Annotated in this window: 14 protein-coding genes; 6 read left to right on the plus strand and 8 right to left on the minus strand. The window is 69.5% G+C overall.

What is annotated here, in order from left to right; translation table 11 throughout:
* The coding region (locus Q0916_RS07995; RefSeq protein ID WP_299236409.1) for a transcription initiation factor IIB at positions 1-437 on the minus strand (437 nt) is incomplete at its 3' end.
* Positions 438-679: 242 nt separating this feature from the next.
* Entirely contained in the window at positions 680-964 is a 285-nt protein-coding gene (locus Q0916_RS08000; RefSeq protein WP_299236410.1) for a DUF357 domain-containing protein, read from the minus strand.
* Positions 965-1,185: 221 nt separating this feature from the next.
* Between Q0916_RS08000 and Q0916_RS08005 the strand changes: the two genes are divergently transcribed.
* Together Q0916_RS08005 and Q0916_RS08010 are read left to right on the plus strand one after the other, a co-directional pair.
* Entirely contained in the window at positions 1,186-3,156 is a 1,971-nt protein-coding gene (locus Q0916_RS08005) for a 3-hydroxyacyl-CoA dehydrogenase/enoyl-CoA hydratase family protein (protein ID WP_299236411.1), read from the plus strand.
* A gap of 53 nt (positions 3,157-3,209) precedes the next feature.
* Positions 3,210-3,545: a hypothetical protein gene (locus Q0916_RS08010; protein WP_299236413.1), complete on the plus strand. Its 336-nt coding sequence runs from the start codon at positions 3,210-3,212 to the stop codon at positions 3,543-3,545.
* A gap of 55 nt (positions 3,546-3,600) precedes the next feature.
* Here Q0916_RS08010 and Q0916_RS08015 read toward each other — a convergent pair whose 3' ends face one another.
* Both Q0916_RS08015 and Q0916_RS08020 read right to left on the minus strand, forming a co-directional pair.
* The gene (locus Q0916_RS08015) at positions 3,601-4,638 is read right to left on the minus strand and encodes an LLM class flavin-dependent oxidoreductase (RefSeq protein WP_299236415.1); all 1,038 of its coding nucleotides are present in this window, start codon (positions 4,636-4,638) and stop codon (positions 3,601-3,603) included.
* A gap of 227 nt (positions 4,639-4,865) precedes the next feature.
* Positions 4,866-6,098, minus strand: a complete 1,233-nt coding sequence (locus Q0916_RS08020; RefSeq protein WP_299236417.1) for an RNA-guided endonuclease InsQ/TnpB family protein — start codon at positions 6,096-6,098, stop codon at positions 4,866-4,868.
* A gap of 281 nt (positions 6,099-6,379) precedes the next feature.
* On the opposite strand from Q0916_RS08020, the gene Q0916_RS08025 reads away from it, so the two are divergent.
* The 4 genes from Q0916_RS08025 (at position 6,380) to Q0916_RS08040 (ending at position 11,461) form a co-directional block, all read left to right on the plus strand.
* Positions 6,380-7,510, plus strand: a complete 1,131-nt coding sequence (locus Q0916_RS08025) for an MFS transporter (protein ID WP_299236419.1) — start codon at positions 6,380-6,382, stop codon at positions 7,508-7,510.
* Between the two features lie 119 nt (positions 7,511-7,629).
* Positions 7,630-8,547, plus strand: coding sequence for an LLM class oxidoreductase (locus tag Q0916_RS08030; protein ID WP_299236421.1), 918 nt, complete (start codon positions 7,630-7,632; stop codon positions 8,545-8,547).
* 73 nt (positions 8,548-8,620) lie between these two features.
* Positions 8,621-10,375: a PAS domain S-box protein gene (locus tag Q0916_RS08035; RefSeq protein WP_299236423.1), complete on the plus strand. Its 1,755-nt coding sequence runs from the start codon at positions 8,621-8,623 to the stop codon at positions 10,373-10,375.
* 120 nt (positions 10,376-10,495) lie between these two features.
* A complete protein-coding gene (locus tag Q0916_RS08040) occupies positions 10,496-11,461 on the plus strand; it encodes an AAA family ATPase (protein WP_299236425.1) in 966 nt (321 codons plus the stop codon).
* 31 nt (positions 11,462-11,492) lie between these two features.
* Here the strand turns inward: Q0916_RS08040 and Q0916_RS08045 are convergent, their stop codons facing one another.
* The 4 genes from Q0916_RS08045 to Q0916_RS08060 are packed head-to-tail and all read right to left on the minus strand — an operon-like array spanning position 11,493 to position 17,465.
* Positions 11,493-12,707 carry a DUF7519 family protein gene (locus Q0916_RS08045; protein WP_299236428.1) on the minus strand — a complete coding sequence of 405 codons (1,215 nt, stop codon included), beginning with the start codon at positions 12,705-12,707 and terminating at the stop codon, positions 11,493-11,495.
* Complete coding sequence (locus Q0916_RS08050) at positions 12,707-14,167, minus strand: DUF58 domain-containing protein (RefSeq protein ID WP_299236430.1); 1,461 nt, start codon at positions 14,165-14,167, stop codon at positions 12,707-12,709. Before Q0916_RS08050 ends, Q0916_RS08045 begins: the two co-directional genes overlap by 1 nt.
* Positions 14,164-14,787 carry a DUF7269 family protein gene (locus Q0916_RS08055; RefSeq protein WP_299236432.1) on the minus strand — a complete coding sequence of 208 codons (624 nt, stop codon included), beginning with the start codon at positions 14,785-14,787 and terminating at the stop codon, positions 14,164-14,166. The genes Q0916_RS08050 and Q0916_RS08055 overlap by 4 nt, the downstream gene beginning before the upstream one ends.
* A complete protein-coding gene (locus Q0916_RS08060; RefSeq protein WP_299236434.1) occupies positions 14,787-17,465 on the minus strand; it encodes a transglutaminase TgpA family protein in 2,679 nt (892 codons plus the stop codon). The genes Q0916_RS08055 and Q0916_RS08060 overlap by 1 nt, the downstream gene beginning before the upstream one ends.
* Positions 17,466-17,630 lie beyond the last annotated feature (165 nt).

The raw sequence follows: 17,630 nt of genomic DNA on the forward strand, positions 1-17,630 counted from the left end.
TCGCCGAGGGCCTGTTTGAGGTTGCGTTCTTTCGAGTCGCGGGTGCGGAACCGCTCGTTCCAGGTGCGGAGCCGCTGCATCTTGCGCCGCTGGCGGTTCGACAGCTGGTTGCCGTAGGCGTCTTTGTCCTGCCACCCGATGTTCGTCGAGAGGCCCTTGTCGTGCATCATGTTCGTCGTCGGCGCGCCGACGCGGGACTTTTGATCCTTTTCGGCGCTGTCGAAGGCGCGCCACTCGGGGCCGCGGTCGATCTCGTCTTCCTCGACGACGAGGCCGCACTCGGTACAGACCGTCTCGCCGTGCTCGGAGTCCGCCTCCAGACGGGAGCCACACTCCGGACAGGTGGCCTCGTTCTCGTCGGCCTCGGTCCGTTCGGTCTCGTCGGTCGATTCGGTTCTGCTCTCCTCGGGGTAGGTCTTGATTCCAGTGTCGCTCATGGTGGGTGATGCGTTACGACCGGCTTCGGGGGCGGGAAACCAAAGAACCCGGAACCGGACTACTGCTGATTTAATGTAAGGTCGAAACGTATTTAAATCTTTCGCAAGTATCGGGAGCGTATCCGTCGAATACGGTCGTTTCGGGCCGTCTCCCGTCGCGGGGTGACGAGCGGGTGTGGGCGCGCCGACCACCTATCTATAATAAATGTTCCTCCAAGACCGACGCCCCGGCGAGGAGGCTGTCACTCGTTCGTGAACAGATGCCCCTCGGGCACCTCGAAGAGCCCGATCCGGGCGCCGGCGTCGAGCCACCCGTGCCCGTAGGAGAACGCCGCCAGGGCGTTGACCGGATCGTCCTGCGTTCTGAAGTGTCTGCCGTCCGCCAGGTACGACGACGCCATCTCGCGGTGTTCGAGGGCGGCCTCGTGCAGCGGCGTCCCCTCGGGCGGAGCGATCTCCGCCGCCTCCAAGGCCTCCGCGAGCAGCGTCTCGTATCGCTCCGTCTTCTCGCCGAGTTCGGCTGCCATGCGTCCGCGTCGACCGACGGAAAAAAAGGGGTTTTGATGCCCGCCTCAGAGCGGCGGTCGGTTCGTCGCCGCTCCGCTCCGATCGGACGGAGGTCGTCCGCGCTCGCGGTATCTCGCCCACTCGGGTCGGACGCGCCGAGCACCGCGTGCGGTCCGGCGGGGCCGGGCGGGCCGGGAGGGAAACGTTGAAGCGGACACCGAGAGTCTGTCTTTGCACCACAATGACGACCGACGACATCGAGACGATCGCGGTCCTCGGGGCCGGGAACATGGGCCACGGGATCGCGGAGGTCGCCGCCCTCGCCGGGTATCGGGTCAATCTGCGGGACATCAAAGAGGAGTTCGTTCAGGACGGCTACGACCAGATCGAGTGGTCCCTCGAGAAGCTCGCCGAAAAGCAACAGATAAGCGACGAGGAGGCCGAGGCCGCGATCGGACGGGTCACGCCCTACGTCGAGATGGAGCCCTCCGTCGAGGACGCCGACTTCGTCATCGAGGCCGTCCCCGAGAAGATGGAGATCAAAAAGGATGTCTACGGCGACGTCGAGGCCCACCTCCCTGAGGGCGCGATCATCGCGACGAACACCTCGTCGCTGTCGATCACCGAGCTCTCGGAGGTGACGGAGCGACCGGAACGGTTCTGCGGGATGCACTTTTTCAATCCGCCGGTCCGGATGCAGCTCGTCGAGGTCATCTCTGGCGGCCACACCGCCGAGGGGACCCTCGAGGCCGCCGAGGCGCTCGCCGAGGACTTCGGCAAGACGCCGGTCCGGGTCCGGAAGGACTCGCCGGGGTTCATCGTCAACCGGATCCTCGTGCCGCTGATGAACGAGGCCTGCTGGATGGTCTCCGAGGAGGCCGCGACGGTCGCGGAGGTCGACTCGACGACGAAGTTCGACATGGGGCTCCCGATGGGGTCGTTCGAGCTCGGGGACCAGGTCGGCAACGACGTGACGCACCACGTCCTCGAGTACATGAACGAGGTCCTCGGGGAGGCCTACGAGCCGGCGCCGTTCCTCGAGGAGACGATCGAGGCCGAGCGCTACGGCAAAAAGACCGGCGAGGGGTTCTACGACTACGACAGCGGCGAGGGCGTGGACATCCCGGCCGACGCCGGCAGCGAGGCCATCGAGACGCGGCTCGTCGCCGTGATGGCGAACGAGGTCGGCAACCTCGTCGGGAACGACGTCTCCGATCCGGCCGCCATCGACGAGGCCGTCATGCTCGGCGCGGGCTTTCCGGAGGGGCCCGCAAAGATGGCAGACGACGCCGGACTCGGGACGCTGATCGGAACGCTCGAAGACCTCGCCGAGACGACCGGTCACCCGCGGTTCGAGGTCTCGGAGGGACTCGAGACCGCCGCCGCCGAGGGCGGGTTTTATACCGACGACGGCGACAGCGACGCCCCGGCGTTCGCGAACGTCGAACTCCGGTACCCGGGTGATATGATCGGACAGATCATCCTCGACCGCGAGGCCCGGATGAACACGATCAACGCCGAGACGCTGAGCGAGCTATCGGAGGCGATCGACCGCCTCGATGCGGACGACGACGTCCGCGCGATCCTCGTGACCGGAAAGGGCGACCGGGCCTTCTCGGCCGGTGCTGACGTCTCCTCGATGGCGGGCAGCACCGACCCGATCGACGCGATCGACCTCTCGCGGCGCGGCCAGGAGACGTTCGGGAAACTCGAGGAGTGCGGCACGCCGGTCGTCGCCGGGATCGACGGGTTCGCTCTCGGCGGCGGCCTTGAGTTGGCGCTGTGCTGTGACTTCCGGCTCGCCTCCGAGCGGTCCGAACTCGGCACGCCGGAACACAGCCTCGGGCTGTTGCCGGGGTGGGGCGGCACCCAGCGGCTGATGCGGATCGCCGGCTTCGGGCGGGCCAAGGAGATCGTCTTCACCGCCGAGCGCTACGATCCGGAGACGATGTACGAGTACGGCGTCCTCACCGAGGTCGTCGAGAACGACGCCTTCGAGGAGCGCGTCCACGAGTTCGCCGCCGACATCGCCGCCGGGCCGCCGATCGCCCAGAAGCTCACGAAGCGGGCGATGCTTCGCGGCTGGGAGGACGTCGACGCGGGGCTCGACCTCGAGGCGCAGGCGTTCGGCCACCTGATGAACACCGACGACCTGATGGAGGGGATCACGGCGTTCATGGGCGACAAGGAACCGGAGTTCGAGGGCAAATAACGGCCCGTTCGGCTCCGAAAGGGTCAATCGGTCCGAGCGAGTAGCCCCGGGTGATGGTTGGGTCCCGGACGGCGACCGCCGCCGTCGTCGGCGCGGCGAGTCTCGCGGCGACCGTCGGGCTGTATCTGTACACCGGCTCGCTGTTCGTGTTCGTTTTGCTTCCGTTCGTCCCGTTTTTGTTCTCTGCTCGCGGGCGGGAGTCGGGGACGGACCCCGAAACGGAGGCGGGGACAGAGGCGGGAGCAAGGGCGGCGACGACGGACGCCGGCGAGCGGACCGTCCGTGCGTGTCCGCGGTGTGAGTTCCGCACCCAAAACGGCGACTTCGAGTACTGTCCGCGCGACGGGAGCCGCCTCCGCGAGGAGCGCCCGGACGGGACCGACCGCTGAACGAGTGCGGCAACGGCAACGGCGACAGCGACAGCGGCGAGAACCGAACGCCCGGTCAGTCGGTCGTGAACTCCGCGAAGACGTCGATGACCTCCTTGACGTTCGGTCCGAGCGAGTACAGCGACGGCTCGGTGCAGCCGGCCTCGCAGTAGTCGGCGACCTTCTGGACGCAGTCCTCCGGCGTGCCCGCGGCGACGATGTTCGTCACGATCTCGTCGGGGACGAGCCGGCTGGCCCGTTCGATGTCGTCGGCGTCGGCGGGCCACCCGCCGAGCTCCTCGCCGATCTGTTCGCCGACCTCGGGGTCGATCCCCGAGGCCTTGGTGATGTGCGGCTGTTGGCCGATGTACTGCGTGACGAGTCCGCGGGCGTTGTCGATGGCGACGTCGCGGTCCTCGTCCATGGAGACGGCGATGAGCTGCGGGCGGTCGACGTCATCGATGTCGCCGCCCTGCTTTTCGACGCCCTCGGTGAGCTTCTCCATCGCCTTCTCGTTGTGCGACGGGGGGATCAGGTAGTTCATGTACACGCCCTCGATGATCCCCTTGCCGACGAGTTCGCCGGACATCTTGTTCATCGTCATACCGGTCGCGCCGATGTAGATCGGCACGTCGCGGGGGTCGGCGTTGGCCCGAACCAAGTCGAGTTCGATGTCCTCGACGTTGATGAAGTCGCCGTCGTAGGTGACGTTCTCCAGATCGAGGAGCCGCCGGAGGACCGTGCAGTACTCCCACATGTACCGCAGCGGGTTCTCCCGGTCGATCCCGACCTTGCTCGCGAGGGGGTCCCACCACGCGCCGATGCCGAGTTTCGCCCGGCCGCCGGAGAGTTCGTGCAGCGTCGAGAACGTCTGTGCCATCAGCGCGACGTTCCGGGTGTAACAGTTCGTCACGCCGGGGGCGAACTCGATGGAGTCGGTGACCTGCGTGTACGCCCCCATGATCGTCATCGCGTCCCGGACGAGCCGCGACTCGCCCTGCCAGACCGTATCGAAGCCCTTCTGTTCGGCGTACGTCGCGTACTCGATCTCGTCCTGTACCTCCTCGCGCTCCCAGTTCCAGATCCCGATCCGGTCGAACTCCGGATCACTCATCCGTCTCACCCCGGAGGGCGGCACGGAGGTTCCCGCGGGGACCGAAGCCGGCGTCGTCGTCGGTCGTCGCGACCGAACTCGTTCGAGACTGCGTCAGCGCCATACAGCGTGATGTAAAGAGTCGATAATAAACGTTTGCGTAAGCTACCCCACGGCTAAAGCCGTGGGCTTTCAGCGTGGACTCCCGCTCTGGCCGATTTGGTTCGAGAGACGTAGGTCTCTCGTCATCACGAGACGGCTTCGCCGTCTCGAACGACCTCGGCAGGAGGTTCATACTCTCCATTCGCGTTCAGCATCCCGCTGTTCAGGGCAATGCCTACGGATTCCCCTTCGTCGCCCCCGATTTGGTTGCGACGAAGATACCGCAATCCAATGTTCTTCGCGGCGTTGTAACCAGCATGGTTCTCGTAGCCGCATTTCTGGCAGTCGAACTCTTCGCCCTCACGGTTGTCTGGGTGGGTGAACCCACACGTTGAGCATCGCCGTGAGGTGTTTTTCGGTGGCACTTGGTCTACCTCAATGTCGTACGCTGTGGCCTTGTATTCGATGTATTCGTACAATCGGTTGAACGCCCACTTGTGCCCCCACGACGCACCAGTACGTTCCCGAATGTCCGTCAGGTCCTCGAACGCTATCACCGAACACTCGTGGTCGCGGGCTTCAGCAACCAATTCATTCGAGATTCGGTGAAGTGTGATCTTAAATCGGCCTTCTTCCTTGCGTCCGACCCCCTGCATAGTCTCATGTGCCCATCGTGTGCCGTGTTCTTGCAAGTCGCCACGCCGCTTCTCGTATTCCCGTCGCCAGTGGTCAAACTCGTCGCCAGTCCAGAACGTACCAGTGCTAGCAACGGCGAGATTATTCACGCCGAGGTCTACCCCGAGAACTGTTTGTTGGTTCTCGGTAGCATCCTGTTCCGGTGTGTCAGACTCCACTTCCTTCTTGCAGTGGATGTGAAGCATCCAATTCCCGTTGGTGTAATGCAGTTCTGCCCCTGTGGTTTCGTACTCGTCCGAAAAGAAGTAGTCTGCGTGGGGCGTATCTCGCTTCTCATCAGGTAGCACGTAGTCTGCTTCAATACGACCGTCTGTCGTAGCGAGAGACACGTACCCGTCGTGGAAGGTGGCGGTGCGGTGGTCGTAGACAAGGTGTGGGCTGGTGAAGTGTGGCATCGACGCCTTCTTTCCCTGTTTGCACTTTTCGACCACGCTCTTGCAGGCTTCGGCGGCCTTGTTTCGGGCGGCTTGGACGTGGTTGCTGTGCAACGGTGTTTCGTCGCGCACGTCTTCGTAGGTGTCGTCGTGGAGTGCCGTCTTGCTCGTCGTGATGTATTCACCTTCGAAAGCGTGGCGTGTCACGTAGTTAGCCGCCCACAGAAACTCGTCTACAGTGTCTCGGAGAAGTGAACTGTCGTCACTGCCCACGTTGAGTTTCACGGGGACAGTGCGCCGCTTCTCCATGCATCATACCATATGTAGACCTTGGGGTTGAACATTGTTGGGGAGTCGGCCTTGTCGTGGCTGGTGGTTAGAGACAGGAAGCTTACGCGCTTCCTCCCACCCCTGGGGGGTGGGTTTCCGCGCTGTATCCGCTATGAAAGCGGCGTACGGCGGCGCCCCGAGTGCACAACATTGAACACCGACATCCGCGAACCGACGTCCGGTGATCGAACGACGCCGTGCGCTACTTCGTCGCAGCGAGGGGCCTGCTCTCCGAGATCCGAAGCGGCGGCCGCGGAGTGATGCTGCTCGCCGTCGCGTTCGGCTGGTTTCTCTCGATCAGCACCAGGATGGTCTACCCGGCGCTTCTGTCCGACCTGCGGGGGGCGTACGGGCTCACGCTGACGACGGCGGGGCTGCTGTTGACGGTGCTTTGGGTCGCGTACGGCCTCGGACAGCTGCCGAGCGGCGTGCTCGCCGACCGGGTCGGCGAGCGGTTCCTGCTGGCGGTGAGTTCCGCGATCGCCGCGGGGATGTTGACGCTCGTCGTCGTCGCGAACTCCCGCGTCGTGCTGTTCGCCGCGACGGCGCTTTTCGGGCTCGGAACGGCGCTGTACGGCGTATCACGGTTCACGGTGCTGACCGATATCTACCCGGATCGGATCGGGACGGCGACCGGAATCACGATGGCGGCGGGCGACATCGGCAACGCGGTCATGCCGCCGACGGCCGGGTTCATCGCGGCGACGGTCGCCTGGCAGTACGGCTTTGGGGTTGTGATCCCGTTTTTCGTGGTCGCGGCAATCACGCTTTGGGTGACGCTTCCGGACCCGGACAGGGGCGGCGACGCGGGCGGGGCGTTTCGGGTCTCGGACGTCGTCTCGGCGTTCCGGCGGCCGGTAGTTGCGCACGCGCTCGTACTCCTCGTCCTGTGGGGCGTCGTCACGCAGGCGTTCATGGGGTTTTATCCGACGTATCTGATCGACGTCGAGGAGTTCTCGACCACCGTCGCGACCGGGCTGTTCGGGCTGTTCTTCGCGCTCGGCAGCGTGGTCAAGCCCATCGCGGGGCGGGCGTACGACCGGATCGGTGTCCGCTACCCGCTGTTGGCGATGATGTCGCTCACCGCGATCGGCCTCGGCTCGCTCCCGTTTTCGGAGGGGTTCTGGTCGTTCGTCGGGGTGACCGCGCTCACGAGCAGCGTGTTGGGCTATGAGACCGTCCTCATGTCGAGCCTGACCGAGAAGCTCCCGGCGGGGACCCAGGGGACCGGCCTCGGGGGGCTGCGTACGGTCTACATCATGCTCGGCGCGCTGAGCCCCGTCGCCTTCGGGGCCGTCGCGGATCGGGGCTACTTCGACGAGGCCTTCCTCGGCGTCGCCGCGCTGTCGGCGCTCACGGTCGTGATGATCGCCCTCTTAGTCGACTACTGAGCGGTTCCATCCCGGCTCGAGGCCGCTCGCAGGCGAGACATAACGACCCCCGGGCGGCGTCCGCGCGGTATCGGGGCCGTTCGGACGGGGTTAATACGCCCCGGCACGAAGGGCGCTCGATGGCGGAACTGCACCACGAGAACGCCGGGTACGAACGGCTCTTCGGCGACGCGGGGCTCACGTTCGGCGCTGGCTTTCCGCTGACCGGGACCAGGGAGTCGACGCCGTCGGTCGAGGCGGAGATCGACCTCGCGAAACACGCCGAGTCGGTCGGCTTCGACGGGCTGTGGGCGCGGGACGTGCCGACGTACTGGCCCCGCTTCGGGGACGCGGGCGGGGCCTTCGACGCGTGGTCCCTGCTCGCCCACGTGGCCGCTCACACGGACGCGGTCGCGCTCGGCACGTCGAGTATCGTCCTCCCGCTTCGGCACCCGATCCACGTCGCGAAGTCGGCCGCGACCGTCGATCGGCTTTCGGGGGGTCGGCTCGTCCTCGGCGTTGCCTCGGGCGATCGCGACCCGGAGTATCCGGCCTTCGGCGTCGATCCGGACGAGCGCGGACGGGCGGTGCGCGAGAGCGTCGCCGCGCTGCGGGCGCTCTGGAGCGAGCGGTTCCCGACCCTCGAGGGGCGGTGGGGGCGACTCGACGGCGAGTTGGACGTGTTGCCGAAGCCGACGGTCGACGCGCTCCCGTTGCTCCCGACCGGCAACGCGAGGCAATCAACGGAGTGGATCGCCGAGAACGGCGACGGGTGGGTGTTCTATCACCTGCCGGAGTCGACGCTGCGGTCGTATCTCGACACCTGGCGGGAACAGGCCGGCGAGAAGCCCTTCGTGATCGCGATCAGGGTAGCGCTCGCGGACGATCCGGCGGCCGAACCGGAGCCGCTTCACCTCGGGTACCGCGCCGGCGTCGAGTGGTTCCGGCGGTACTTTCGGCGCCTCGAGGAGCTCGGGCTGGACCACGCCATCGTCGGGTTCGAGTCCGCCGACCCGCGGCGCGCGATGGCGACGTTCGCGGCCGAGATCATCGAGTAGCGCCGGCCGTGGCGGCGCCTCGGTCGCTGAGGCCACCGAACGAATAAAGTTCGGGCGGTCGCACCGAAGCGGTATGGACGGGAGCATCCGGGCCCTACACGTCGACGACGACCCCGCGTTCGCGGGTCTCACCGCGGAGATGCTCGAGACGAAGGGCGACCGCATCAGCGTCGAGACGGTCTCGAGCGCGGGGGAGGGGCTGGAACTCCTCGAGTCCGGCGGGATCGATTGTGTCGTGTCGGACTACGACATGCCGGGGATGGACGGGATCGAGTTCCTCGAGACCGTCCGCGAGGGGTACCCGGAACTGCCGTTTTTTCTGTTCACGGGCAAGGGAAGCGAGGCGGTCGCCGCCGAGGCGGTCGAGGCCGACGTCACCGGCTACATCCAAAAGAGCGGGACGGACACGTTCGATCTGCTCGCCAGCCGGATCCAAAGCGAGGTCGAGGACCACCGGATCACGACGAGCTACCGGCAGTACAAGACGGTCATCGACTCGCTCACCGATCCGGTGTACGCGGTCGACGAGCACGGCGTGTTCGTCGACGTCAACACCGCCTTTCTGGACCTCATCGGGCACGACGAGAGCGAGGTTATCGGGAGCCACGCGTCGATGTTGAAGACCCCCGAATCGATCGAACGCGTCGAGGCGCACATCCGGGAGGCGCTGTCCACGGAGGGGCCCAACGAGGCGCTGTTGGAGGTCGACGTCGTGACCGCTGAGGGGGACACCGTCCCGTGTGAGGACCACATCGGCGTCATCGAATCGGAGGACGGCCGCTTCGACGGGTCGGTCGGGGTCCTCCGGGATGTCTCCGAGCGCGAGCGAAGCGAGGCCTACCGGCGCGAGCTGTACGACGTTTCCTCGCGGATGGACCTCGACACGGAGACGCGGTGTCGGCGGATGCTCGAGTTGGGCCGACAGCGGCTCGATCTCGCCGATGCGAAGCTGGTGCGGATCGACGCGGAGTCCGGGACGCACGAGACGGTCATCGCCGTGAGCGACGGGACCGCCGAGGGCCAGGTCGCCGACCTCTCGGAGACGTACTGCAGACGCGTCGTCGGTACGGGCGATCCGGTGGCGTTTCACGACGCCGAGGCCGCCGGCTGGAGCGACGACCCGGCCTACGAGGAGTACGGGCACGCGTGTTACGTCGGGGCCGAGGTGGCCATCGAGGACGAGCCGTACGGGACGATCTGCTTCGTCGACGAGGATCCCCGCCGGCTCAGTTTCAGCGACGCCGAGTTGACCTTCGTCGACCTCATCGGCCGGGCGATCGAGCGCGACCTCGAGCGCGGGCGCGCCGAGGAGGACCTCGAGCGCCGCAAGGAGGCCCTCGAACGGATCCACGACACCGTCTCCGAGCGGGATCGGAGCCACGAGGAGCGGATCCGCCGACTCTTGGGGCTCTGTCGGGAGACGCTCGGCGCGGAGTACGGCGTCATGTCGCGGGTCCAAGGCGACGAGTACCGCTTCGAGATCCTCGACGCCACCGGGGACGCGGTCGAGGAGGGCGACGAGTTGCCGCTCGCGGAGACCGGCTGCGAGCGGACCGTCGCGGAGGCCGAGACGAAAGCGGCCGCACGGCTCGGCGAGGACCCGCGCTACGAGGACCAGCCGATCCACACCGAACACGGACAGGAGTGTTACATCGGAACGCCGATCTACCGGGACGGGGAGGTCTACGGGACCGTCTGTTTCACCTCCGAGACCGAGCGCGACCGGTCGTTCAGCGAGTGGGAGCGGGTGCTCGTGGAACTCACGGGACAGTGGGTCGGCTACACCATCCAACAGCGGGCCGACAGGAAGGCGCTGGCGCGAACGTGACCGCACCGGCGGGCCGTCGACCGACGCCCCCGAGGTCGGACCCACGGACCGACCGCCGGACCGCCGGGAGCGACCGCGCCCCCCGGAAGCTTTTGTGCGCGCTGTGCCTCCGTGAGTAGCATGGACCACGACGCGGCGGGGCGGCTCTCCGATCGGATCCTCGAGGGGATCGGCGAGGTGGTGATCGCCGACCGGTCGTTCCTGCGGACGGTCCTTGTCGGCATCGTGGCGCGCGGTCACGTGCTGTTGGAGGACGTGCCGGGGACCGGCAAGACCCTGACCGCGCGGAGTTACGCGCGGACGCTCGGGCTGTCGTTTCGGCGCATCCAGTTCACCCCGGATCTGCTCCCGGCCGACATCACCGGGACGAACGTGTACAACGAGGCGACCGGCGCGTTCGAGTTCTCCTCGGGCCCGGTGTTTACGAACGTCGTCCTCGCCGACGAGATCAACCGCGCGCCGCCGAAGACGCAGGCGGCGCTGCTCGAGGCGATGGCCGAAAAGCAGGTCACGGTCGACGGGACGACGCGGGACCTCCCGGAGCCGTTTTTCGTGATCGCAACGCAGAACCCGATCGAGGAGGGCGGGACGTTCCGGCTGCCGGAGGCCCAGCGCGATCGCTTTACGATCAAGCGCTCGATCGGGTACCCGGACGCCGACGGCGAGCGGGAACTGCTCGATCGGCGCGCCGAGCGGACGGACCGGGACCCGGTCCCGGAGTCTGTCGTCGACGGCGAGGGCGTCTCGGAGCTACAGCGGACGGCCGAGACCGTCCGCGTCGACCCCCGGCTCCGGGACTACATCGTCTCGCTGGGGCGAAAGACGCGAGCCGACGACCGCGTCGAGGTCGGCGTCTCCCCGCGCGGCGTACAGCGGCTCTTCGAGGCCGCCCGCGCCAACGCCGCGCTCTCGGGACGGTCGTATCTGGTGCCCGACGACATCAAGACGCTCGTTGAGGCGGTGTTTCGTCATCGGATCACGCTCACGGCCGACGCGGACGTTCGGGGCGCGTCCCGATCGGACGTGATCGAGGACGCCGTCTCCGGAACGACCGTTCCCGCGGTCGACGCCGGTTCGGAGGGATGAACGCAGTCGGGGCGGCCGCCGACCAAGGCGCTCACCGGGCGGCGAGGATCAGGAGGGCGATCCCGACGCCGACGAACGCGAGCGCGCCGAAAGCCGGCTCGTCGGGCGCGAGACCGCGGGCTCCGAGGCGGGCCACGCCCCAAGCGCCGAGCGCGCCGAGGACGACGGCGACGGCCGTTCCGCCGGCGTGGACCGCTTCGACACGCCGGGTCGAAGCGAGGCGTCCGACCTCGTCTCGCAACCCCGCCGCGAACGCCCCCGCCTCCCAGACGAACAGACAGCCGGCGACGCCGGCGAACGTGAGCGCGGCCGGCGCGCCGACGGTGGACGCGGCGACGGTTCCGAGCAGCAGTCCGGCGGCCGCGAGCGCGCTTCCGTCCGGCGGGCCGCCGCGGAGGGCGGCGGCGACGAGCGCGGTCGCTGAGACGAACCCGGCGAGCAGCAGCGCCGAGAGGGCGTCGGCACCGTAGACGCCGACGAGCCCGGTCGCCGCCGCCGAGACGTCGGCACCGAGCGCGCCGGGCAGGCGGTCGGTGACGGCGCGTATCGCCCGCGGAAGGGCGCGATCGGAGACGCCGACGGCGACCGCAAGCGAGATGCCGCCGGCAAGAACCGGGACGGACGGCCGGACCCCGCCGGCGCGGGCGGCCCGCTGCAGGACGACCGCGACGCCGGCGACTGCGATCCCGACGACCGCAAGACCGAACGCCCACTCGATCCCGGGCGTCGGTCGGGGGGAGACGATCGCCCGGGCGAGGAGTACCGCGCCGGTGAGCGCCGGAACGAGGGAACTGAGGACGGCGAGTCGGGCGTACCGACCGAGGAGCGCCGAGGACGCGGGCCCACTCGCGGCGAGCGCCGCGCCGAGGGCGGCCAGCATACAGCCGAGTACGGTCCCGACCCGCCCGAGGACGGTGAGCGCCCCCGACGACCAGCCCGCGGGCGTCTCGACCGGGAAGGCCGCGGCGATGGCAGAAAGCGCCGCACCGAACGCCCCGACCGCCAGGGCGATCCCGACCGGTGCCGCCGCGAGACCGACCGACAGCGCGACCGGTCGCGGCGCCGCGTCGGAGGCGATCACCCGGAGCGTCGCGACGAACCCGATCGCTCCGAGACAGCCGATCGAAAGCGCGACGGACTCGCCGGGGACCTGGCGGGCCAACAGCGCGACGAGCGGGGCCGTCGCGGCGAGCACCAGCGCCGCACCCGTCGGCGTTTCGGGGCCGTCGGGTCGCTCCCGGCTCATCATCGTTCGGTGAGAAGCGAAACCGACCGCCGCCGCGCGCGGTCGATCGACCGATCGACGTCCCAGGACACCGCCCTCGCGCCGCTTCGCTCGAGTTCTTCGATCCGGGCCAGACGACCGATCCGGGCCACCCGCGCGTCGGGCGAGTCAGCCGAGTCGTCGCCTCGGGAGCCGGCCGCCTCGGGCGCGGCAACGACGGTCCGGTGGCCGCGAGCGCGGAGCGCCCGAGCGAGCGAGACCGGCCACTCGTCGAAAAGCGGCGTACAGACGACGACCCGGGCCTCTGCCGGGATTCGGGCGAGCAGCCCGTCGAGACGGGAGGTCGGTGACGCCGCGGTGGCTTCGCTCTCCGTTGGGGCCGATCGGTCGGGGCGGTCCGCGCTCGCGTTCGCCGGCGGCGCCGAGCCCGTTCGGGGGTCGATCGGGGGTACGCCCGCGGTCGGATCGCCCTCAGGCGCCGCCCCGAGCGGCTGTGCGTCGCGCCCGATCGCCCCGTCGAGTTCCGCGAAGAACCGCTCCGAGCGGTCGTCGCGCCGCCGGCCGGGGGCGGCGGTATCGACCTCGAGCCAGGCGATCCCGGCCGCGTCGACCCAAGCGTCGAGCGATCCGGGGTCGAGCCCGACCGCCGCCGCGGTCGCGTCGATGCCGGACGCCGCGAGCTCGCGATAGATCCGCTCGCCGAGGTGTGCCGACAGCGCCGCGGCCGACGGGTAGCCCGGGGCGACGGACGCGCGACCGATCGGTCTCGCGTCGGTGATCACGGCGACCTCCGGCGGTCGCTCCTCGCGGTACTGGACGGTGACGTACTCGCCGGTCTTTGCGACCCGCGTCCAGTCGATCCGGCTCATCGGATCGCCGGGTCGGTACTCGCGGGTGGCGTAGAACTCGGAGCCGCCGGCGCTGGCGCTGGCGCCGTCGGCCGACGCGCGCGCCGCCGCCGAGGACGCGTCCTTCGGGGGCGCGTTCGATCCGTACACCGCCGCGTCGCCGGCGCTTGTGACCGTCGTCGTGCGTTCGGCCGTCCCGGCGAACGACCGCAGCGAGACGGCCGGGTCGTCGAACCGGGAGGTCCCGCGTCCGGCGACGACGGTGTAGCGCGCCGTGACCGCCTCGCCGGCGCGGAGCGAACCGCACGCCCGCGGCGATCCCGAGACGACCTCGAGGCCGTCCGGAACGCCGTCGCGCACCCGGACGTCCGGGAGCGCCCCACCGGCGTCGTTGCGCACGGTGAGCGTCACGTCGACGGCGGTTCCCGGCGGCGACGGCGACGGATCGACGCTCCGCTCGACCGAGAGTTCGGTGTCGGCCGGGAGCCGCGAGACCGCGCCGTAGAGGACGTAGACGAGCGGTATCACGGCAGCCGACAGCAGCGCCGCGTCCGCGTACAGGAGGCCGGTCCCGACGAGAACGGCCGCGACGAGGAGCCCGCCGTCGCGGCGGGTCCGGCGCCGTCGCGTCATGGGTCGGGCGGCGCCTCAAGATCCCAGCGCCGTTCGATCTCGTCGAGCGTCCGCTCGATTCGGCGGCGCCGCTCGGACGCCGGGGCGACTCGGAACCGGAGCCGGGAGACCAGTGGGTGTCGCGGTCCCTCGGGGCCGGCGAGACAGGCCGCGGCGGTCGGGTCGTCGGTCCACCCGCCGCGGTCGATGCGATCCCGGGCGGTTCGGCGGTCGGCACCGGTTGCCTCCGCGCACGCCGCGATTGCCGTGTCGGCCACGAGACGGGTGGCCGCCTCGAAGCGGTCGCCGCCGTCGGCGATGCCGGTCGCGACGACCCCCGCCGTCCGGTCCGGGGCGTCCCGGGGCGTCCCGTCCGTCCGCGCCGGCGCGTCGAACGGATCGGGGCCGGGCGTTTCGGTCGGATCGTCGGCGCTCGGGGCTCGCTCGGATCCGGGTCGCATCCGGGCCGAAACCGCGTCGAGGACGTACGGCGAGACGAGAAGGACCGAAACGAGCGCGAGCGTGGCCGGTCGGCCAGCAAGGGCCTCTAGGCGCGATCCGATCGGGACGCCCAGAAGGAGCGCGATCCCGAGGAGAACACTCGATACCCCGAGTGCGGCGGGGAGAACGGTCCGCCACATCAGTCCGCGTCCCCGCTTGAGTCCCCGTCGCTGGGCGCGTCGTCGGTTGCTGTATCAGCGACATCGGTCGCTGCGTCGTCGGGGAGCGCCTCATCGCCCCGGGCGTCGTCCGCGGCGGTCTCGATGGCCCGGATCGCCGCGTCGATGCGGTCGGGGCGCTCGGTCGGCGGCCCGGACGCGTACTCGGCCTCGCGGAACGCGTCCCGGAGCAGCCGAACCGGTTCCGCCGGCAGCCCGTCGGTGCGGATCGCGTGGGCCGCGATCTCTCCCGGGGATTTGCTCCCGACGTCCCGGAGGCTGACAGACCGGAGGAGCCGCCCCCACGCCGCCCGGATCGCCGGCCGGTGTCGCGGGTCGGCCCGGTCGTCGCCCGAGACGGCCCCGAGGTTCGGCCGCGGGGTCGGGCCGTCTCCAGGCTCGGATCGGCGGGCTGACCGATCGGAGGGGCCGACGGCGTCGAAAAGCGTCCGGAGATCGCGCGGCGACGGCCGCCGGGCGCGCTCGTCGATCGCCGCGACGAGGCCGATCAGCGTTCGCCCGGAGGCCGCCAGGAGCCGGGCCGGAAACAGACCCGCAGCGACGGCGAGCCGTCCCGGCGTCGAGTCGGGGAAAACAGCGGCGACGGCGATCGCGGCCAGCGAGACGCCGGTCGCGAGGACCGCGAGGAGGTTGCCGATCAGACCAGACAGCGTCGTCTCGTCGGCCAGCCCGTCGGCGACCCCCGATCCGTCCGCGCTCCCGGCGGCGGGATGGACCGCCCGAACGGTGGTCTCGGCGGCGAAGGGCAGCCGAACCGTCGCCGTGCCATCCGAGCCCGTCTCGGCCACCGCGTCGCCGTCGACGAAGACCGTCGCGTTCGCCGTCGGTCGGTCGCCGGCCGACGCCGACACCGAGACGCGGCTTCCGGGGAGCGCGAGCGGGAGCACCGGTCCGGCCTCGACGGACAGTTCCCGGAGGCCGACCGTCTCTGTGCCCTCGACCGCGCCGCGCTCGACCGATACCGTCGCGTCGCCGGTGCGCTCCGGCAACGCGACGGTCGCCACCCCCGCTTCGTCTGTCGTTGCGACCCGCTCGCCGTCGACCGATACGGCCGCGTCCCTGACCGGAACGTCCGCGACGGTCGCCCGGACGGTGACCGGACGGCCGCCGATCGGAACGCCCTCCACGTCGACCGACGCGTCGGTTTCGAGCGAGAACGTCCGCTCGGGCGGAGCCGACACCCTATCGAGGACGCCGACCCCGAGTTCCGACTCGTAGGGGACGGTCGCGGTCAGCGTCCCGTCCTCGCCCGTCCGGCCGATCGACTCGCGGTTGAACCGGACCGGCCGGTCGGGGACGGGGCCGCCGAACTGCGTTATCGTCAACTCGACGGTCGCGCCCGGCACCACGCTCCGGTTCACGCGGACCCCGTAGGCCAGCCCGGGGCCGGGGATCTCCGGGGTTTCCTCGTCCGGGGCCCGGTCGGTGCTGGCGTTTCGGACCGCCCCCGGCTCGAAGACCTCCCCGGGGCTCCCCGGCTCCCGCAGTCCGTAGGTGCTCTCGGTCGGTGCGGACTCGAGGATCTCCCGTTGGGCCTCGAGTCGGGCGTCGCCGGGGGTCGGATCGAACGTCACCCACCCCGAGCCCGGCACGTAGACCTCGACCCACGCGTGGGCGTTCAGCGCGCGGACCTCGTAGGTGTCCTCGCCGACGCGTTGACCGCTCGAGTAGCCGACGACGTACCGCGCCGGAACGCCCTGCGAGCGGAGCATGGTCGTCATCGCGGTGGCGAAGTACTCGCAGTAGCCGGCCGTCATCTCGAAGACGAACGTGTCGGCGATCCGGTCGCTCTCCCGGGAGACCTCGAGGGAGTACGCCTTCTCCTCGCGGAGCCACCCCTGAACGGCCGTCGCCATCCCGTAGGTCGTCTCGGCGTCGGCGGTCAGATCGCCCGCGAACTCGCCGAGCCGATCGGGCGTTCCCGCGGGGAGTTGGGTGTAGCGCTCCCGGACGTCGGCGGGGTAGTCGGTGTCGGCGTCGCGCAGCGACGCGGGGTCTCGCTCCGTCGTCCGGCTCGTTGCGGTGTAGGTCGTTCCCGCGTCGAGCCGCGCCGGCGACCGGACCGCCAGCTGATCGGTCGTCACCAACTCCTCGGGGCCGTTGACCGTCCGCGGCCGCCAGGCCGTCGGGACGGCCCTCGAGGGCTGTCGGAGCGTTACGTCGTACTCGAGGGGCGCGCCCGACGCTGCCGCCGCCCCGATCGGCGGGTCGTAGGCGGTCGTTTCGTTGGTTCGCGTCCAGCCGCGGCCGGTGTACGTGCCGTAGGCGCCCGTCCGCCAGAAGGCGGGCTCGTCGCTCTCGACGCGGAAGTGGATCGTCGTATCCCGCGAGGCGTAGGTGCCGTTGTCGAAGCCGGTCTCGCCGCCGACACCCGTCGCGTTGCCCGGCTCCAGCGCGCCGAAGCCGGTGGCGCCGTCTCCGGTCGGTTCGTTCCGGTCGGACCCGGAGACGTACGGAACGCTCTCGCCCGGCAGGAGTCGGTCCAACGGGCTCTCGGCGGCGGCGGTGTCAACGTCCGCGTCGGCGTCGGTATCGGTGCCGAGCGCCGGGACGATCGCCCCCGCGAGCGCCACCGCGAGCAGACAACAGGCGACGAGGGCGATCCGGGTCCGATCGGAGGAACTGTGCTCTGCTGGCATGTCAGACGGGGTCGGGGCGGGTCGAACGTCGGATCAAAACGCCTCCGGGGACATAACTGTTCGTGCCCGAGGGCGACGACGCTCGGACCTCCGGTATAGACGCACCGCGCGGCGCGGCTTCAGATCTCTCGAAGCGCCGGAAGCGGGCCGACGGACGGCGCCGGT

It is taken from the genome of Natronomonas sp., assembly GCF_028274965.1.
Taxonomy (GTDB): domain Archaea; phylum Halobacteriota; class Halobacteria; order Halobacteriales; family Haloarculaceae; genus Natronomonas.

Bases quoted from the DNA above. Each gene is read 5' to 3' on its own strand.
- Q0916_RS08000 (WP_299236410.1), bottom strand. From the start codon at position 964: ATGGCAGCCGAACTCGGCGAGAAGACGGAGCGATACGAGACGCTGCTC.
- Q0916_RS08060 (WP_299236434.1), bottom strand. From the start codon at position 17,465: ATGCCAGCAGAGCACAGTTCCTCCGATCGGACCCGGATCGCCCTCGTC.
- Q0916_RS08040 (WP_299236425.1), top strand. From the start codon at position 10,496: ATGGACCACGACGCGGCGGGGCGGCTCTCCGATCGGATCCTCGAGGGG.
- Q0916_RS08035 (WP_299236423.1), top strand. From the start codon at position 8,621: ATGGACGGGAGCATCCGGGCCCTACACGTCGACGACGACCCCGCGTTC.
- Q0916_RS08050 (WP_299236430.1), bottom strand. From the start codon at position 14,167: ATGACGCGACGGCGCCGGACCCGCCGCGACGGCGGGCTCCTCGTCGCG.
- Q0916_RS08010 (WP_299236413.1), top strand. From the start codon at position 3,210: ATGGTTGGGTCCCGGACGGCGACCGCCGCCGTCGTCGGCGCGGCGAGT.
- Q0916_RS08015 (WP_299236415.1), bottom strand. From the start codon at position 4,638: ATGAGTGATCCGGAGTTCGACCGGATCGGGATCTGGAACTGGGAGCGC.
- Q0916_RS08025 (WP_299236419.1), top strand. From the start codon at position 6,380: ATGCTGCTCGCCGTCGCGTTCGGCTGGTTTCTCTCGATCAGCACCAGG.
- Q0916_RS08005 (WP_299236411.1), top strand. From the start codon at position 1,186: ATGACGACCGACGACATCGAGACGATCGCGGTCCTCGGGGCCGGGAAC.
- Q0916_RS08055 (WP_299236432.1), bottom strand. From the start codon at position 14,787: ATGTGGCGGACCGTTCTCCCCGCCGCACTCGGGGTATCGAGTGTTCTC.
- Q0916_RS08030 (WP_299236421.1), top strand. From the start codon at position 7,630: ATGGCGGAACTGCACCACGAGAACGCCGGGTACGAACGGCTCTTCGGC.
- Q0916_RS08045 (WP_299236428.1), bottom strand. From the start codon at position 12,707: ATGAGCCGGGAGCGACCCGACGGCCCCGAAACGCCGACGGGTGCGGCG.
- Q0916_RS08020 (WP_299236417.1), bottom strand. From the start codon at position 6,098: ATGGAGAAGCGGCGCACTGTCCCCGTGAAACTCAACGTGGGCAGTGAC.